At 67.8% G+C, this 15736-nt stretch carries 18 protein-coding genes; 10 read left to right on the top strand and 8 right to left on the bottom strand.

The window, feature by feature from the left end; genetic code table 11:
• Positions 1-117 precede the first annotated feature (117 nt).
• Both EV653_RS25815 and EV653_RS25810 read left to right on the top strand, forming a co-directional pair.
• Positions 118-1107, top strand: a complete 990-nt coding sequence (locus EV653_RS25815; RefSeq protein ID WP_134106247.1) for an acyltransferase domain-containing protein — start codon at positions 118-120, stop codon at positions 1105-1107.
• Complete coding sequence (locus EV653_RS25810; protein WP_134106246.1) at positions 1098-1859, top strand: alpha/beta fold hydrolase; 762 nt, start codon at positions 1098-1100, stop codon at positions 1857-1859. The genes EV653_RS25815 and EV653_RS25810 overlap by 10 nt, the downstream gene beginning before the upstream one ends.
• On the opposite strand, the gene trpD is transcribed toward EV653_RS25810, so the two are convergent.
• Together trpD and EV653_RS25800 are read right to left on the bottom strand one after the other, a co-directional pair.
• Positions 1837-2895 (bottom strand): anthranilate phosphoribosyltransferase, encoded by a 1059-nt coding sequence (gene trpD / locus EV653_RS25805; RefSeq protein WP_134106245.1) that lies wholly within the window; start codon positions 2893-2895, stop codon positions 1837-1839. The genes EV653_RS25810 and trpD overlap by 23 nt on opposite strands.
• A gap of 148 nt (positions 2896-3043) precedes the next feature.
• Positions 3044-3832 (bottom strand): glycoside hydrolase family 16 protein, encoded by a 789-nt coding sequence (locus EV653_RS25800; RefSeq protein WP_134106244.1) that lies wholly within the window; start codon positions 3830-3832, stop codon positions 3044-3046.
• Positions 3833-3917: 85 nt separating this feature from the next.
• Between EV653_RS25800 and sigJ the strand changes: the two genes are divergently transcribed.
• Positions 3918-4796 (top strand): RNA polymerase sigma factor SigJ, encoded by an 879-nt coding sequence (sigJ, locus tag EV653_RS25795; protein WP_134106808.1) that lies wholly within the window; start codon positions 3918-3920, stop codon positions 4794-4796.
• Here the strand turns inward: sigJ and EV653_RS25790 are convergent.
• A complete protein-coding gene (locus EV653_RS25790) occupies positions 4735-5514 on the bottom strand; it encodes a phosphotransferase (protein ID WP_134106243.1) in 780 nt (259 codons plus the stop codon). The genes sigJ and EV653_RS25790 overlap by 62 nt on opposite strands.
• A 76-nt stretch (positions 5515-5590) precedes the next feature.
• Between EV653_RS25790 and EV653_RS25785 the strand changes: the two genes are divergently transcribed.
• Entirely contained in the window at positions 5591-6859 is a 1269-nt protein-coding gene (locus tag EV653_RS25785) for an FAD-binding oxidoreductase (protein ID WP_134106242.1), read from the top strand.
• Positions 6860-6930: 71 nt separating this feature from the next.
• Here the strand turns inward: EV653_RS25785 and EV653_RS25780 are convergent, their stop codons facing one another.
• Together EV653_RS25780 and EV653_RS25775 are read right to left on the bottom strand one after the other, a co-directional pair.
• Positions 6931-7866, bottom strand: coding sequence for an SH3 domain-containing protein (locus EV653_RS25780; RefSeq protein WP_238160075.1), 936 nt, complete (start codon positions 7864-7866; stop codon positions 6931-6933).
• Positions 7867-8076: 210 nt separating this feature from the next.
• Complete coding sequence (locus tag EV653_RS25775) at positions 8077-8724, bottom strand: TetR/AcrR family transcriptional regulator (protein ID WP_134106241.1); 648 nt, start codon at positions 8722-8724, stop codon at positions 8077-8079.
• 56 nt (positions 8725-8780) lie between these two features.
• On the opposite strand from EV653_RS25775, the gene EV653_RS25770 reads away from it, so the two are divergent.
• Positions 8781-9302, top strand: coding sequence for an ester cyclase (locus EV653_RS25770; RefSeq protein ID WP_134106240.1), 522 nt, complete (start codon positions 8781-8783; stop codon positions 9300-9302).
• A gap of 143 nt (positions 9303-9445) precedes the next feature.
• Entirely contained in the window at positions 9446-10213 is a 768-nt protein-coding gene (locus tag EV653_RS25765) for an enoyl-CoA hydratase/isomerase family protein (protein ID WP_238160073.1), read from the top strand.
• On the opposite strand, the gene EV653_RS25760 is transcribed toward EV653_RS25765, so the two are convergent.
• The 3 genes from EV653_RS25760 to EV653_RS25755 all read right to left on the bottom strand — a co-directional run bounded on the left by EV653_RS25760 (position 10184) and on the right by EV653_RS25755 (position 12273).
• Complete coding sequence (locus tag EV653_RS25760; protein ID WP_134106239.1) at positions 10184-10546, bottom strand: YciI family protein; 363 nt, start codon at positions 10544-10546, stop codon at positions 10184-10186. The genes EV653_RS25765 and EV653_RS25760 overlap by 30 nt on opposite strands.
• Before the next feature lie 80 nt (positions 10547-10626).
• Positions 10627-10782 carry a DUF6131 family protein gene (locus EV653_RS41320; protein ID WP_166679556.1) on the bottom strand — a complete coding sequence of 52 codons (156 nt, stop codon included), beginning with the start codon at positions 10780-10782 and terminating at the stop codon, positions 10627-10629.
• 96 nt (positions 10783-10878) lie between these two features.
• Complete coding sequence (locus EV653_RS25755; RefSeq protein ID WP_134106238.1) at positions 10879-12273, bottom strand: MFS transporter; 1395 nt, start codon at positions 12271-12273, stop codon at positions 10879-10881.
• Between the two features lie 180 nt (positions 12274-12453).
• Here EV653_RS25755 and EV653_RS25750 point away from each other — a divergent pair, with 180 nt between their 5' ends.
• The 4 genes from EV653_RS25750 (at position 12454) to EV653_RS25735 (ending at position 15717) form a co-directional block, all read left to right on the top strand.
• Positions 12454-12807, top strand: coding sequence for a YciI family protein (locus tag EV653_RS25750; RefSeq protein ID WP_238160211.1), 354 nt, complete (start codon positions 12454-12456; stop codon positions 12805-12807).
• Positions 12804-14030, top strand: a complete 1227-nt coding sequence (locus EV653_RS25745) for an RNA polymerase sigma factor (RefSeq protein ID WP_134106236.1) — start codon at positions 12804-12806, stop codon at positions 14028-14030. The genes EV653_RS25750 and EV653_RS25745 overlap by 4 nt, the downstream gene beginning before the upstream one ends.
• Before the next feature lie 3 nt (positions 14031-14033).
• Entirely contained in the window at positions 14034-14699 is a 666-nt protein-coding gene (locus EV653_RS25740) for a hypothetical protein (protein ID WP_134106235.1), read from the top strand.
• A gap of 700 nt (positions 14700-15399) precedes the next feature.
• Positions 15400-15717 (top strand): MerR family transcriptional regulator, encoded by a 318-nt coding sequence (locus tag EV653_RS25735; protein WP_134106234.1) that lies wholly within the window; start codon positions 15400-15402, stop codon positions 15715-15717.
• Positions 15718-15736: the final 19 nt, after the last annotated feature.

Here is a 15736-nt window from a genome sequence, read left to right as displayed (position 1 = left end):
CCCAAACTGTCGAGGTTGGGGCGAGCGTAGCGGTGACCTAGGACACAAAAGTCGTGCGCGAGACCTGCGGCCCGTGGTGGGGTCGAGGAACTGACAACGCGGCGGAGGGAACTGGTTGTGGACGTTCTGAGTGCAGCGGAACGGCTGGGCTTCTCGGAGCAGGCTCGAGCGCGATTCCAGGGTCTGCAGGTAGGCGACGGACTACGGGTGCCGGAGGACGCTGAGGCGTTGATCGAGTACTGCGGGGTGCCGGCGGCCGATCGGGAGCTGATGCTCGCGGCGCGGCCGGATCCGGAGCACGACCCGGACTGGTGGGCTATCGCGTCCGCACTGGCCGGCGAGATCGAACGGGACATGGGGCTCGCGGTGCCGTCGACAGGCTTCCGAGGCTGGCCCGCAGTACCGCAGGACGCGTCGGCGGTCGGCCTGTTCGCGAACGCCTGGGCCCTGCTGGCCAACCTGCCGCGCTTGCTGGAGCTGCACGCAGAGCGGGGCGTGCCGGATTCGGTGACCAGAGCGACTGTCTCCGCGCTAGGTGGGGTGATGGCGACACACCGGCACGTCTTCGGTCGTCCTGGCGTCGGACTGATGCCGCTCTGGGGTCCACCGCTGCGGTTCCGTGGCGCTGACTACGAGATCGGTCGGCACGACTTCACCCGCGCCCAGCTGGGGCTGGGCGACGGCGTCTCCGGATATCTGCTGATGATTCACATCCCACCGAGCGGCCCACTCGACGTACGGGAGTCGGAGGAGTCTGTCGCCACTGCGGTCGAGTCGTTCAAGCGCTGGTATCCGGAGGAACCGGTCCACGCGTTCGTGTGCCACTCGTGGCTGCTGGATCCGCAGTTGGCCGAGTACCTGCGGCCTGACTCGAACATCATCCGTTTCCAGCAGCGATTCGACCTGCTGCCGCTACTGCCACCAGAGGACCCGGCTGAGGGCGATCGCGAGCTGATGCGGCTCGGGCTGCATTTGCCGGTGCCCGAGGGCGCTCCGGACCTGGACAGCATTCCGCAGGACACCTCGCTGCAGCGTGCGTTCGTGTCGCACCTGCGCGCCGGGCGGCACTGGTACGGGCGCACGGGCATGCTGAAGGGATGGAGCTAAGGATTCCGGTTGGACAAGACGACCTGTGGACCGAGCATCTGGCCGGGGACGGCGTGCCGATCGTGTTCCTGCATCCGGGCACTGGCGACTCCCGGGTGTGGGACCCGGTGGTGGCCGGCCTCAGCGGACGCCGCATGGTCCGCTACGACGTACGCGGCTATGGACGGTCTTCGCTGCCGACCGAGGAGTTCTCGCTGCTGGACGACCTGGTGACCGTGCTGGAGCAGCTGGACCTGCAGCGGGTCGTCCTGGTCGGTTGCTCGATGGGCGGCGGTACTGCGCTCAGCTTTGCGCTCACGCATCCGGACCGGGTCCACGGCCTCGTGCTGCTCTGCCCGAGCGTCCGCGGTTTTCCCGTCCTTGAGGAGCCCGACCTGGATGCGCAGTACGCCGAGCTGATCGCCAACCGCGACGTGGACGGCCTGGTGCAGTTCGGCCTACCGGTCTGGGCGGCGACCGTCGTCGACGACGCTGTGGTCGACCAGCTCCGCGCTGCCGCCCCAGCCTGGTTCGAACAGGGCATGTACCTCAAGGCCGAGCCGCCTGTGTACGACCGACTGAACGAGATCCACGCATCCACCACGGTGATGGTCGGCGACCGGGATCGCCCGATCGCCACAGCCTCAGCCGGTGCAGCCGCGGCCCGCATCCCCGGCGCCCGCTTCACCTGGATGCCCGGCGCCGACCACTACCCCAGCCTCCGCAACCCACAACTGGTCATCGATGCCATCAACAACTATGTAGCCGAGTAGGTCGCGCCCGACTGGTCCAGGCCGCCAGGACTCGTGCGGCTTCGCCGGTGTCCACGGCGCGACGGCAGCGCTCCAACGCACCTGCCAGCAAGTCGAGCAGCGGTGCCGTGCCCAGCGAGAGAGCGGCCACGGCAGCCGCGGCGTTGAGCAGTACGACGTCCCGCAGCGGACCCGGTGCTCCCTGGACGAGGGCGTGTAGAGCCTTTGCGTTGAATGCGGGCTCACCGCCTTGCAGGTCGGACAGCGTCGACGGACGGAGGCCGAATGAGCGTGGATCGAAGACGGTTTCGGTTGCCGAGCCGCCATGCACTATCCACAGCCGTGAATAGCCAGTAGTGGTCAGCTTGTCGAGACCGTCCTCGCCGCGCGCCACCAGCGCCGACTTCCCCTGCTTGGCGAGCGCACCCGCCAGCACTGGCAGCATCTGCGCGTTGGCGACGCCCACGAGCTGATGTGCAGGGTTTGCCGGATTGAGCAACGGCGCGAGCACATTGAACGCGGTGGGAACGGCCAGCTCACGCCGTACGACCGCAACCTGCCGTAGCGCCGGGTTGAAGTGTGGAGCGAACAGATAGGTCAGACCGACGTCAGCCGCGACGCCGGCAGCTTCTGAGGCAGACAGGTCGAGCGGCACCCCCAAGTGCTCCACCAAATCACCAGAGCCGCCGGCCGACGAAGATGCGGCGCGCCCACCGTGCTTCACGACGGTGACACCGGCAGCGGCGGCGACGACTGCAGCCATGGTGGAGATGTTCGCCGCACCAGTCCGGTCGCCGCCCGTCCCCACGATGTCCACGAACGGCCCGCGGATGCGCACCGGCGTCGCGTGCGAACGGAGTACGTCGGCCAGTCCGGTCAGCTCGTCAGGCGTCTCGCCCTTGGCCCGCAAGGCGATCAGGAACCCGGAGATCTGGGCCGGTGACGCGTCGCCCAGCACCAGTTGGTCCATCGCCCAGCCGGTGTCCGCCGACGACAGGTCGGAGCCGGCCAGGAGCGCGGAGATCAGGCCGGACCAGGTCCGGAGTGTTGTCGCCATCGGGTGTCCTCGAGGGTGCTGGGCCGCCCACGAGGAGACATCACAACGGCCGCCTCGCAGGAGACGGCCGGGTGGGTACGCGCGGAGTCAGGCCGTCAGTCGACGGCCCACCACATACTCGCGCGCTTGAACATGACACCGACCTTAGTCAGGCCACCAAAGCCTCCGCAACGTTCCATCCACGGATGGAGTCGACGACGAACGTGGGCACGTGCTGCTCGTCACCGGACCGTTGTGGGAAGTCGAACACGGCCAGCATCAACTGCACCGGGTACGTCGGCGCGCCCTCACAACTGCGGATCGCAGCTCCGTCCACGAAGAACGTCGCCTCACCACCGGTCCACTCGACCGAGTACGTGTGGAACTGACGCACGTCGATCGGCAGCCGGACCGCCTCGAAGTCCTGCGGTACGGCGGGGTCGCGGATCGTCTTCAGACCCATACCGACGTCTGCCGACCGGCCCGGTACCAGAGCGTCGCCGAACACCTCCATGACGCAGATCTCGCCGCACTGCTCCGGCTGCTCCTCCAGTCCGACCATCCAGAGCGACACCATCGACCGTGGACTCAGATCGGCGCGGGCGCGGAGTTCGACGTACCCGCCGTTCGGGGTCCAGCCCCAGAACGGCTCCTGCTCTTCCCGGACGACCAGCCCCTCGCGGTACGGCTGTTGCCCGACCACGCTGCCCACCGGGCCCGAGTAGTTGCCCGACTGGATGCCGGAGACGCGCAGGTCGGGCTTATGGTCGCCCTCGCACCACAGGCCCTGGCTGACCGGGATGCTGAGCGTCAAGCACGAGTCGCCCAGCTCGTACGTCGCTGCCGATGCCGCGCGCGAACTCCACTGCGGCAGGTAATGCGGTGACCAGGCGGACCGGTCGAGCGACGACGCATCAAAGTCGTCCTCGAACACCAAGTCGCCACGCACCTGACTCATGACCCCATCATGAGCGGATCGGGCGCGTTGTCACATCATGGTGCTCCCATTCGTCAGGGAAGTGATGCGACAGGAGAAGGCACCGGTGGACGACCACGAGCAGCTGGCGCGGCAGTTCGAGCAGAACCGCGGGCACTTGCGCGCGGTCGCGTACCGGATGCTCGGGTCGGTCGCCGAGGCGGAGGATGCCGTACAGGAGGCATGGCTGCGGCTGAGCCGGACTGACGTGAGTGATGTCGGCAATCTGGCGGGCTGGCTGACCACTGTGGTGTCGCGGGTCTGTCTGGACCTGCTGCGCAGCCGGAAGTCGAGGCGCGAGGACTCACTGGACACGTACGTGCCGGACCCGATCATCGGCGAGCTGGGGCCGGAGGACGAGGTGGTCCACGCCGATGCGATCGGGCTGGCGCTGCTGGTCGTACTGGAGACGCTGTCGCCGGCGGAGCGGTTGGCGTTCGTGCTGCACGACATGTTCGGCGTCGGGTTCGACGAGATCGCGACCATCGTGGACAAGTCGCCCGCTGCGACGCGTCAGCTGGCCAGCCGGGCGCGGCGGAGGGTCCAGGGCGCTCCTGCGAGTGACGGGGACGTCAGTCGGCAGCGAGCGGTCGTCGAGGCGTTCATGGCGGCGTCGCGTGGCGGTGACTTCGAGGCGCTGCTCGAGTTGCTCGACCCGGACGTAGTACTGCGCGCGGACGCTGGTGCGGCGACCGCGGAGTTCGCCGGGCCGGCGGTGTCGAAGCTGGTGCGCGGCGCGAAGGCTGTTGTGGAGCAGGCGCTGCTGTTCAGCCGGATGGCGCCGTACAACCAGATGGTGTTGGTCAATGGCGTGCCCGGGGTCATCACCGTGGTCAACGACCGCCTTCTGGGTGTCATGGCGGTCACGGTCACCGACGGCAAGATCACTCAGATCGACATCCTGGCCGACCTGGAACGCCTCGAGGTCCTCCCGCTACCAGCGTGAGCACCCGCCCCGCCTGAGCCTCTGCGGTGCCAGGTGGGTTGCGGTGGGCGCTGGGTCCGCCCGGCGCGATCAGAGTCAGCCAGAAGCCGGCCCACAGTCGCCGGGCCGCGTGGAAGCGGTCGGGGTCCGGGGCGAAGCGTCGTACCAGTGGGGTCCAGTCGGTGCCACGGCCGGACAAGTGCTCGACGAGGTTGGCCAGCTCGACGGCGCGGTCCCCTTGGCCGGCATCTTCGAAGTCGACGATGCGGACGCGGGTGCCGTCCCAGAGGTAGTTAGCGAGGTTCGGGTCGCCGTGGGCGACCACAGGCTCGTGTACGGCGGTGAGGTCGGCCGGCTCGCTGTTGAGCCAGGCGGAAGCCGCACGAGCAATCACGCCGTCTCCGTCCTGCAGCGTGATCAGACCGGTGCGGGTGCGTTCCACGAGCGCGGCGAGATCGATCCGTTGCAAGGTGTCGGACGGGATGGACCAGAGGGTCTCGATCGCATCGCCCAGGGCTGTCAGGTGGGGAGGGTGCAGAGGGGCGGCGAGGGGGTGACCGGGAAGCGTGGTCATGGTCAGCGACGGGGCAGGGGTCCTGGAGATGGGGTGGGGCACCAGGTCAGGGATTGCCTCGGACAGGAGGGTCAGGGCGGCCCACTCTCGAGCGGGTTCGTTGCGGGACCAAGAGGTGTACTGCTTGGTCAGCACCGGGCCGGAGACCGAGATTGTGTGGGTCATCGGGACAGTGTGTCGATAACGGGGTGCCTTCTTCGACGTATGGGCAGGAGCTGATACGGCGAGGGAGTGGGATCGGATGTCTACGCAGGCGATTGCAGCGGTTGTCAGTGACGTTGTTGCGGGGCTGCTGGGGGCCGGGTTCAACGGCGCGGTCCGGCTGCCCGGAGAGGTCGAGTACGACGAGCAGCGGCGCTCCGTGATCCCGTCGGTGGACTCACGCCCGCTCGTCGTCGCCGAGGCGCACAGCCGGACCGACGTACAAGCCGCAGTCCGGACCGCCCGCGAGTACGGCGTACCGATCGCCGTGCAGGCCACCGGGCACGGGACTCGCGTGCCGGCGGACGGCGGGATCCTGCTGAAGACCACGCCGATGACGTCGGTGCTGATCGACCCGGAGCGGCGCATCGCCAAGGTCGCGCCCGGTGCTCGCTGGGGCGCGGTGCTGGATGCGGCGAGGCAGTTCGGGCTCGCACCGTTGTCCGGCTCGCACCGCGACGTCGGCGTCACCGGGTACACGCTCGGCGGCGGTGTCGGCTGGCTGGCCCGCAAGTACGGGTTCGCGGCCGACAGCGTGATCCGGGCCGAGGTCGTCACCGCCGACGGACGAGCGGTCACCGCAAGCGCGGAACACCACGCGGACCTGTTCTGGGCGATCCGCGGTGGCACCGGCAACTTCGGGGTCGTCACGTCGCTCGAGTTCCGCCTGTACCCGGTCCGCCAGGTCCACGCCGGCATCGTGTACTTCGGCATCGACCGCGCCGCGGCGATCCTGCGCAAGTACCGCGACTGGACCGCGACGATCCCCAACGAGCTGAGCACCGCCGTCGTCCTGACCCGTATCCCCGGCACCGAACAGCCCGCCGTCGCGCTCAAGGTCATGTACGCCGGCCCCGCCGACGTCGCCGAGCACCTGCTCAAGCCGCTCTTCGCGACGGCCGGCCAGCGTCTTGCCGGCGAGCTGCAGACGATCGAGTACGCCGATGCCGCGATGGGCGGCACGCCCGCGCGACACCTCGACTTCCTGGACACGTTGACCGACGAGGTGATCGACATCGTCACCGAGCTCGAGGACGCCACCGTCGAGGTCCGGCACTGGGGCGGCGCGATGGCCCACCCCGGCCCCGGCGCAGGTCCGGCCGGTCACCGGCAGGCGTCGTACTCGCTGATCATCGACCGCGAGGTCGCCGGTCTGCCGAGCTCCGGCCGCACGTTCGTGAACTTCCTCGGCGACCCGGGCCGCGCGGACACGGCGTACGACGCCAAGGATCTGCACCGGCTGCGCGAGGTCAAGCGCGCCTACGACCCGACGAACTTCTTCCACCTGAACGCCAACATCCGGCCATGACAACCGCATGAAAAAGCGACCCGGTCCCCAGGAGGGTCAAGGGACCGGATCGCTCAGGGCGCCTCAGGAAATCAGACGGTGCCGGAGTTGCCGTAGACGGAGACGTGGACGTGGTCCATGTGGTTCGCGGTCGCGCTGCCGCGGTCCTCCATCGCGCGCCAGCCCTCGCTGCTGCGCTGGACCGTCCAGATGTGCTGCTCCCAGATCAGCTGGCTGACGCCGAGCTTCTTGTAGTTCGCCTTCAGCCAGTCGGCGATCTCCTGGCCCTCCGACGAGCTGTTGATCATGATGTCGACCGCGCGGCCGCTGGAGTGCTCCGAACCGCTGTCGCCGGACCGCAGCCCGCCGTACGTCGAGATGTCGGGGAACATCGCACAGATCGCCCGGTGCACCCGGATCGCGTCCGGGGTCAGGCCGGACTCCATCGCGGAGCCGGACTTGCAGGCCGCCTGCGAGATCGAGCCGCCGCCGCCGACGCTCGCGACCGGCTTGGTGGCGGACAGGTACTGCGCCTTGACCCAGCGGGACTTGCCGTCGCTGACGACCTCGGCCCAGATGCCGTCGAGCTTGCCGGTGACCGAGACCTTGGTGCCCTTCGGCAGCACGTCCAGCAGCGTGCCGGTCAACGGCAGCGACCAGAGATTCACGTCCGTGGTGGTGTACTTCGTGCCGCTGATCTTCGGCGGCGCCGCGTTCAGCGCTTCGGCGGCGCGGGTCTTCACCGAGGTCGGCGTCGGGATCGGCGCCTGCTTCTTCAGATGCTTCGCGGTCGGTGACGGCTTCGGCTTGGGAGCCGCGCTGGGCGTCGTCGACGTGGTGCCGATCGGCGGACGCAGAGCGTCCCGGCTGATCGTGGTGTCGCGCGACAGCTGCAGGGACGAGCTGGCGATCGACGGGTCGAGCTTGACGTGCTGGGCGGGGAGTGCGGCGGCCGAACCGGTGGCCACGAGGGCGACAGCCGCGCCGGGGATCACAACCTTTGCGAGACCTGGCTGGATCACCCTCATGCGCTGTTGCCGGTGCCGCGCCTGTCTATGCCGTCCTTCAGCCACTTGTCCGAACCCAATCTGCCGAGACCAAAACGTTATCGACCCCGGGGAGTCAAGCACACTTCGCCGCGCCGGTTCGAATCGGCCCCCACTCTTAACGCATTACGAACATCCACAGGCTCGCCGCGACCGTGATTTGCCCGCTATTCGGATGTAACCGTTCCGAGATCAAACGCTTGGTCGACAAATGGCCGTCGTGATCGCGGTTGTGACGTGTTCGGCGTACCGCTCCGGGCTCCAGCCGCGGAGCAGGACGAGGAGCTCGTAGAGCTCGACCGAGATGTACGTCCACAGGACGTCCGCGACTTCCTCGAGGGTGATCCCGGGACGCAGGTCGCCGGTCTCGAGCAGGTGGCGGCCGAACAGGGTCATCCCGGTCAGACGCTCGTCGAGCAAGGTCTGCCACGTCTCCCGCAAGGTCTCGTCGCTGTGCCGGCCGTCGCGGATCAGGATCTGCACGCGGGCCGACCGCTGCTGTCGCTCGACCAGGCCGGCGACGTACAGCTGGAGTTTCCGCCGTACGTCGGGTTCTTGCTGGACGGCGAGGATCTCGGGACGTTGCGCCATCGGGACCGGCTCGTCGTCGCCGGCGATCACGAAGTCGAAGACCGCCTTGGCCAGCGCAGCCTTCGTGCCGAAGCCCTTGTAGATGCTCTCCGCCGAGACGCCGGCCCGCCGGGCGACAGCACTGATCGTCGTCGCCCGGAACCCGTTGGCCTCGAACAGCTCCTGGGCCGCGAGCACGACGTCGCGGCGCCGCTGCCGGGCGCGTTCGCGACGGGTCGTCGCGTCGTAGTTCCTCTTGACGTCAGCCATGTCAGATCCCATGCTTTTGAGTACAGTCACACTGTATCGAATTATTGGGGGCCACCATGAGTACGACGGCAGGCGTGTCGGCCGGTGAGATCGCCGTCCGCAGCATCCTGATCATGGCCGACGGGGAGCGGTCCGACTTCGACGAGCTGATCCATCCGCGCGCGGTGAATCAGGAGGGCAAGGTCGAGCCGCCGGAGTGCCGGGTGGGTGGACCGGAGGCGTTCTACGCCACCGCGCGCTGGCTGCGGACCGCGTTCGAGGGACTGGCGTACGAGATCCACCATGTCGTTGCCGACGGCAACCTGGTGGCGGTGAACACGACGATGAGCGGCCGGCACGTGGCGCCGTTCGTCGTCTACACCCCGGACGGCGCGGTGGACACGGCGTTCCCGCCGACCGGGAAGACGTTCGCGGTCACGCAGTCGCACTGGTTCCGGATCGAGGACGACAAGGTCGTCGAGCACTGGGCCAACCGCGACGACCTCGGCCAGGCGCAGCAACTCGGCTGGGTGCCGCCGACGCCCGCGTACCTGTTCCGGATGGCTCGCGCGAAGTCGCGGGCCAAGCGGGCTGGCTAAGGCGGATTTCCAGGCCATCGCAATCGGCGCGTACGCCGTCTCGCGCACGGGCGTCGCCTTGGAGGGAGCGATTGTGATGGCCTGGGGATCCGGGTGTGATCCAGCGCGCGGCGCCCGCCAGTACTTGCTGGTTGACTGCCCGCGTGGACTTTCGGATCGAGCGTGGCGCGGTCGCCCGGCTGGTGATCGACCGGGTCGCGAAGCGGAACGCGTTGACCCGCGCGATGTGGGAGGCGCTGCCCGAGCTGCTCGCGGAGCTGGCGGGTGACGACGAGGTCAAGGTCCTCCTCGTCACCGGTGAAGGGCCCAGCTTCTCGGCGGGCGCGGACATCCGGGAGCTGATCTCCGGTGACGATCCGGCGGATCCGATGGCCGAGCTGCGGGCGTTCAACCTGCGGGCACAGGCGGCGTTGCGGGAGTTCCCGAAGCCGACGATCGCGGTCGTCCGCGGGCACTGCATCGGCGGCGGTCTGGAGATCGCGGTGAACTGCGACTTCCGGTTCGCCGCCCGCGATGCGAGCTTCGGGGTCACGCCGGCGCGGATCGGCGTCGTCTACCCGCCGGCCGCGATCAAGGTCCTGCTCGACCTGGTCGGTCCGGCAACCACGAAGTACCTGCTGTTCAGTGGGGAATTGCTGACGGCCGACGAGGCCGAGCTGAAGGGGTTGGTCGATCGGGTGGCCGACGACCCGATGGCGACGGCCGAGGCGTTCGCGGAGACGTTGGTGTCGCGTTCGCAGCTGACGATCCGCTCGGCCAAGGAGTCGGTGAACGCTCTGTTGGCGGGCGAGAACGCCGATGTGGCAGCGGTACGCCGGTACCGCGAGACGATCGCGTCCGGTGAGCTCGCGGAAGGCATCGACGCCTTCACGCAGAAGCGGTCACCCGAGTTCGTCTGGCATCCCCGCTGAGATCAGCGTGCCGCGGAGCTCGACCCGGTCGCCGACCGCGGCCGACACCAGGGAGGCGATCGCCTGGGCTCGCTCGTCGTCGACGGCGTCGACCAGGAAGTATCCGGCGAGCTGCTCCTTCGCCTCACCGAACGGCCCGTCGGTGACGACCTGCTCGCCGTCGCGGACCTGCACGATCCGGCCTTCCTCGGGTGGCAGCAGGCCCTCCGAGCTGACCAGCTCGCCGGACTCGTCGAGCTCGCGCTTGAGCCGCGTCAGGCGAACCACGGCCTGCTGGTCCGCTTCGGTCCAGACGCGGTCGAGATTGCGGAAGATCATCACGACGTACTTCATGGGTTCACCGTAGCGACGCGGACGGACAGAACCCCGCGGACGTGTGGTCCGCGGGGTCCGTCCGTTCAGGTCGGGGTGGATCAGTACCAATGGCGGCGGCCGCCGACAGCACGGCCCGTCGATCCGAGCAGGAAGAGCACTGCTCCGACCACCAGCAACACAATGCCGATGGTCCACAGGATCGGGATACTCAGCAAGAATCCCAGAATCAGCAGGATCAAACCGAGGATGAGCATGAAGCCTCCTTCTCAAGGGCCACCGGGCGGTTGCTGGCAGCCACAGGATCCAGGTGCCCACACTTCCGGCTCCGAACCTCCAACGAGCGTTTGATATCACGATGCCGCCGGCTCGAGCCGGAGTGAACGCTTGCGCGTGAGCAGCAGTCCGCAGCCGGCCAGACCGATCGCGATGAAGACCCAGACGGTCGCGAACGCGATCCGGTACCCGTGCGTCAGCGCGAGTGGCGAAGTTCCCGATGTACTCGCGGAAGCCACCGCCGAGACCACGGCGACGCCGACCGCGCCGCCGATCTGGAAGCTGGCGTTCTGCAGCCCGGACGCGACGCCGGAGTCCTCACCCGGTACGTCGCTGAGCGCTGCGATCGAGCCTGCGACCGTCCCGGCACCCAGTCCGGCGCCGAAGATCGTCAGGCCCCAGAACGCCAGCTCGAAGTACCCGGAGTCCACGGTCAGCTGAGTCATGAGAGTCGTACCGGCTCCGGCGATCAGGAGCGACACAGACGCGACCCAGCGTGGTCCGACGCGCGTGACGAGGTGCTGGCCGATGATCGACCCGCCGACCGCGGCAGCCGCGAGTACCGCGGACATGAGGCCGTAGCGGACCGCTGACGCACCTAGAGCCAGCTGGGCGTACTGCGTGTAGACGAAGTTGAGTCCGAACGCCGCCAGGCCCCAGGCGATCGTGATGAGGTTGCCCCCGACCAAAGCGCGGGACCGGAAGATCCGCAGTGGTACGAGCGGTGCAGCGGATCGCTTCTCCACCAGGACGAACGCTGCGAACAGGACGGCCGACAGGATGACCAGCAGCGCGGTCCGCAGCGCCGACGACGCGGGTGCCTCGATGACGGCGTACACCAGGACGATGAGCGCTGCGGTCACCGTGCCTGCGCCCGCGACGTCGAAACCGCGGCGTCCCGGTCCACGGCTGTCCATCAGCAGCGTGGGTGCGAGTGCGACGACCAGCAAGCAGACCGGCACGTTGATGAAGAAGATCCACTGCCAGCCGAGTCCGTCGGTCACAGGTCCGCCGATGAGCGACCCCGCCGTACCTCCGACTCCGCTGGTCGCGCCCCAGATGCCGAGTGCCTTGTTGCGATCCGCACCGGACGGGAACGTCGTCATCACGATCGACAACGCACTCGGTGCCAGTACGGCGGCCGCCGCGCCCTGCAGGCCACGGGCGAGGACCAGCGCGTCTCCGCTCCACGCGAACCCGCACAGCAGGGAGGACCCCGCGAACAACAGCAGACCGGTCATGAACACGCGCCGGCGACCCAACAGGTCCGAGATCCGGCCGCCGAGGAGCAGGAGGCCGCCGAACATCAGCGCGTACCCACTCGGCACCCACTGCACGCCGCCGGTCGAGAACGTCAGCTCGCGCTCGATCGACGGTACGGCGACCAGCACGATCGACGCGTCCAGAATGATCATGAAACCGGTCAGACAGAGCAGCGCCAGCGCCAGCCAGCGTTTCGAATCCGAAACCATCAGAAATCTCCCGTACGCCGGGACGCCCAGGCTGAGCGTCACTCGGGGGAGACGTCGGTGCCGATCGGGAGGAGTTCGACATTCTGAATCTGTCGAAGTTCGGTGACCTGGTTTCGACGTACCGGGTGACAGGGGGTCACAGGGGCCTCCGCGAGGGACAGGATGGTGCCTGTGAAGTACATGCTGCTGATCTACAGCAACCCGGAGAGCTGGGCGAGCCTGTCCGCCGAGCAACGCGAGGGACTGACCACTGCGCACGAGACCCTGACGCGGGAGCTGACCGAGCAAGGCCTCCTGGTCAGTGCGGCCGGTCTCGCCGACCCGATCACCACACGGACCGTGCAGGTGCGTGACGACACCACGACCACGACGGACGGCCCGTACGCCGAGGCCAAGGAGCACCTGGCCGGCTTCTACCTGGTGGAGTGTGACGACATCGACCAAGCGATCGGCTACGCGGCCCGGATGCCTGACGCGGAGTACGTTGCGGTGGAGGTGCGGCCGGTGATGGATGCGTCTGGGCTGGAGATGTGAACGACTTCGACCTCCTGCTCCGGGAGCAGGCGCCGCAGGTGCTGAGTGCGCTGGTCCGGCACTACGGGCACTTCGACCTGGCCGAAGAGGCGGTCCAGGAGGCTCTGCTTGCGGCGACGCAGCAGTGGCCGAGCGAGGGCGTGCCGGACAACCCGCGGGGTTGGCTGATCCGGGTCGGGTCGCGGCGGCTGACCGATCTGCTGCGCAGTGAGTCTGCGCGGCGGCGGCGGGAGGAGAACGCGGCCCAGCTCGCCGCCCCGGAGGAATTCGTTGCCTCAGGCCCGGAGATCGACGATCCGGGGGGCCGGGACGACACGCTGACGTTGTTGTTCCTCTGCTGTCACCCGGCGTTGTCGCCGGCGTCGCAGATCGCCCTGACGCTGCGTGCGGTCGGTGGTCTGACGACCGCGCAGATCGCGGCGGCGTTTTTGGTGCCCGAGGCAACGATGGCACAGCGGATCAGCCGCGCGAAGCGGAGCATCAAACAGGCGGGCAGTTCGTTCGAGATGCCGCCCGAAGCGGAGCGGGACGAGCGGATGGGCGCAGTACTGCATGTGCTCTATCTGATCTTCAACGAGGGTTACACCGCCTCATCCGGTACGTCGTTGCACAGTGCGGAGCTCACCACTGAGGCGATCCGGCTGGTGCGTGGCGTGCGGAAGCTGCTACCGGATGACGGTGAGGTGGCGGGGCTGTTGGCGCTGATGCTGCTCACTGACGCCCGTCGGCCGGCGCGGACCGGGCCCGACGGCTCGCTGGTTCCGTTGGCCGAGCAGGACCGGTCCAAGTGGAACAAGGCGACCATCGTCGAGGGCGAGGCGCTGGTGACCGATGCGCTGTCCCGCTCACAGCTAGGGCCGTATCAGGTGCAGGCCGCGATCGCTGCGGTGCATGACACGGCTGAGCACGCTGACGACACCGACTGGCGGCAGATCGTCGCGCTGTACGACGTACTCGAGCAGCTGGTCGACAACCCAATGGTGAAGCTCAACCACGCGGTCGCTGTTGCTATGGCGGTCGGTCCGAAGGAAGGACTCGCCGTACTCGAGCCGCTCGAGGCCGACGACCGGATGAACCACCGGCTGGAGGCAGTGCGCGCGCATCTGCTCGAGATGTCCGGTGACACCGCGGCCGCGCGCGAGAGCTACCTGCTGGCGGCCCGTCGTACGACGAGTGTGCCGGAACGGAACTACCTGCAGTCGAAGGCGGACCGGTTAGCCTGAGGTGTGGATCTGACCAGAGCCTCACTCCTCCGGGAGATGCTGAGCAGTACTGAGCTGGCGACTCGGACGACCGAGTTCGGCTATGCACTGCGACGGTTCACGACCAGACGCAGTGGGCTCATGCTCTTCGGGCCGGTCGACGACGAGCCGTGGCACCTGACCGCGCATCTGGACGACGAGCTCCACCGGGCCGGCATCGAGGACGCCCGCCCGTCACTGGTCCGCTGGGCACCGCCAGCGGGTGCACCGCCGCACCTGGCGATCGGTCTGGACCGGCTGCACGACGCCGGGCGTGGTGAGTCGCTGCTGGTGGTCGCCGAGGACAATCCGGCCGAGACGCTGCTGGAGCGCGTCAGCGACGTACGCCGACGCGGTACGACGATCTTCAGCATCGGCAACGGTGACAAGGAGCTGATGTCGCTCAGCCACGAGACGCTCGTACCGGAGCTGCTGGTGCCGGACGGGTTCGGGTGGCGGAGCCGGTCGCTCGGATACGACCACGACGAGCCGCAGTCGGCGTTGACCGACGTCGAGCCGCAGACCGACGAGAGCTTCGAGATGGCGCAGCATCTGGTCAGCCTGGCCGCTGCCGACGAGGAGGCCGGCCAGTCCGGCTGGCGCCGCCGTCTCCGCACGGCCATCGAACGCCTGAGTGGCGAGCCTGCCTGAGGCCGTCCGGCCCGCAACTGCCTGGCCGAAGCTCATCTGCGGGATCCTCAAAATCTATGGTGGCGAGATTAGACATTCGGTGCTGGGGTGTGTAATGTCCCTGGTGTTGACAGTGAAGAACATCGAAGCTGAGCTGGACAGCTACCGACCTGTCCAGAGTTGTTGCAGTAGGTAGGACGGCGGACTCCGCCGAGCCGATCAGTGAAGGGGCTCGGGTTTCACGCCAGGATCCGGTGCGAGCTGGGGCCAGTGGTTGAGAAGGGTTCCAGGCTCGACGGATGCAGTTGCAGTTCGTAGTTGCAGTTCGTAGTTGCAGTTCGTAGTTGCAGTTCGTAGTTGCAGTTCGTAGTTGCAGTTCGTAGTTGCAGTTCGTAGTTGTTGTTGCGGTTTGTAGTTGTAGTTGCAGTTGTAGTTCTAGTAGTTCGCGACATGAAGGGTCAGGATCACGCCGTCGGATTGCCCGTCTGTGCCAGTACTTCGCTGGGCGGGTGCCGCGGTTACGTCAATGGGAGGTGGTCTTCGGTTACGCAAGCTGGTAATCCCGCAGGGTCAAGCTTCCAAGTGGCACGCTGCGGATCTGTAAGGGCCGGCCTCACGGCCGGTCGACGGTGACAATTCCAAACCCAGGGCCCCGGTGCTTCGGCACCGGGGCCCATCGACATGGAGGTGTGATGCCCCAAACCTGCACACGGAGACACTGATGAGTTCAACCCCGACCACGGGCCCGGCCAACTTCGACGACGAGGACTACCCGGCCTTCACCATGGGACGCGCTGCCGAGATGCTCGGCACCACCCCGGGCTTCCTGCGAAGCCTGGACGAAGCCAAGCTGATCACCCCCCAGCGTTCCGAGGGCGGCCACCGCCGCTACTCCCGCTACCAGCTGCGCCTGGCTGCCCGCGCCCGCGAACTCGTCGACCAGGGGACCGCGCTCGAGGCCGCCTGCCGGATCATCATCCTGGAAGACCAGCTCGCCGAAGCCCTCCGCATCAACGAAGAGATGCGCAAGCAGGACTAGCGACGGGACTGGACGCGGT

The sequence above is a fragment of the Kribbella pratensis genome (genome assembly GCF_004365355.1).
Taxonomy (GTDB): domain Bacteria; phylum Actinomycetota; class Actinomycetes; order Propionibacteriales; family Kribbellaceae; genus Kribbella.
Note: the sequence above shows the minus strand (reverse complement) of the source record. Positions and strands in the feature narration are given on the sequence as shown.